Genomic DNA, 331 nt, shown 5'->3' with positions numbered 1-331 from the left:
CGCCTTGCAACTGAGAAGCCAAAGACCCCTTGTTGTTGTCCTGGAGCCACAGCGCAAACTGCCTAAATCCGGAAAGGATGTTGTTGACGGTCGCTTTGGTGGCGATGTTGCGCTGCTCGGCGTCGAGCCGGAACCTTGCCAAAAGATCCACGTCTTCGGCAGGGAGCTTCCCAGGTAGGCTCCCTGGCGCAACCTTATTCAGGTACGTAACAACAGCAGAGCGGCCACCAGCCTTCAGATAGTCCTGCACATCGGCTACAAAAGAAGCATGCCTAGGTGAATCGGGGTTAAGCCGGCCGAAAATGGGCTGCCGATTTTCCTGGCGCAGCCA

The 331-nt window shown here is 56.8% G+C and carries 1 protein-coding gene; it reads right to left on the bottom strand.

Annotation, left to right across the window (positions count from 1 at the left end; all coding sequences use genetic code 11):
- Positions 1 to 331: hypothetical protein (locus ACWGTI_RS32835; protein WP_454590702.1), on the bottom strand; the 331-nt coding region annotated here is incomplete at both ends.

The sequence above is a fragment of the Mesorhizobium sp. ArgA1 genome (genome assembly GCF_053714375.1).
Note: the sequence above shows the minus strand (reverse complement) of the source record. Positions and strands in the feature narration are given on the sequence as shown.